The sequence below is a fragment of the Streptomyces sp. DH12 genome (assembly GCF_020873895.1).
GTDB lineage: Bacteria > Actinomycetota > Actinomycetes > Streptomycetales > Streptomycetaceae > Streptomyces.
On the sequence record NZ_JAHWGT010001336.1, the window covers coordinates 1 to 422 of the forward strand.

The 422-nt window shown below is 67.5% G+C and carries 1 protein-coding gene; it reads left to right on the plus strand.

Going from position 1 to position 422, the window contains the following annotated elements; genetic code table 11:
* The coding region (locus LPA54_RS39965) for an arsenic resistance protein (protein ID WP_368857911.1) at nucleotides 1–422 on the plus strand (422 nt) is incomplete at both ends.

Genomic DNA, 422 nt, shown 5'->3' on the forward strand with positions numbered 1-422 from the left:
CGAGGAGTCCTCCGTCGTCGCGAAGCTGTCGACGCTCGACCGCTTCCTCGCCGTCTGGATCCTCATCGCCATGGCGGTGGGCCTCGGTCTGGGCCGGGCCGTCCCGGGCCTGAACGACACCCTCGCCAAGGTCGAGATCGGCGGCATCTCCCTGCCGATCGCCATCGGCCTGCTGATCATGATGTATCCGGTGCTCGCCAAGGTCCGCTACGACAGGCTCGACGCCGTCACCGGCGACCGCAGACTCATGGCGTCGTCGCTGGTGATCAACTGGATCGTCGGCCCGGCGGTGATGTTCGCGCTCGCGTGGATCTTCCTGCCCGACCTGCCCGAGTACCGCACCGGTCTGATCATCGTCGGCCTGGCCCGCTGCATCGCCATGGTCATCATCTGGAACGACCTCGCCTGCGGCGACCGTGAGG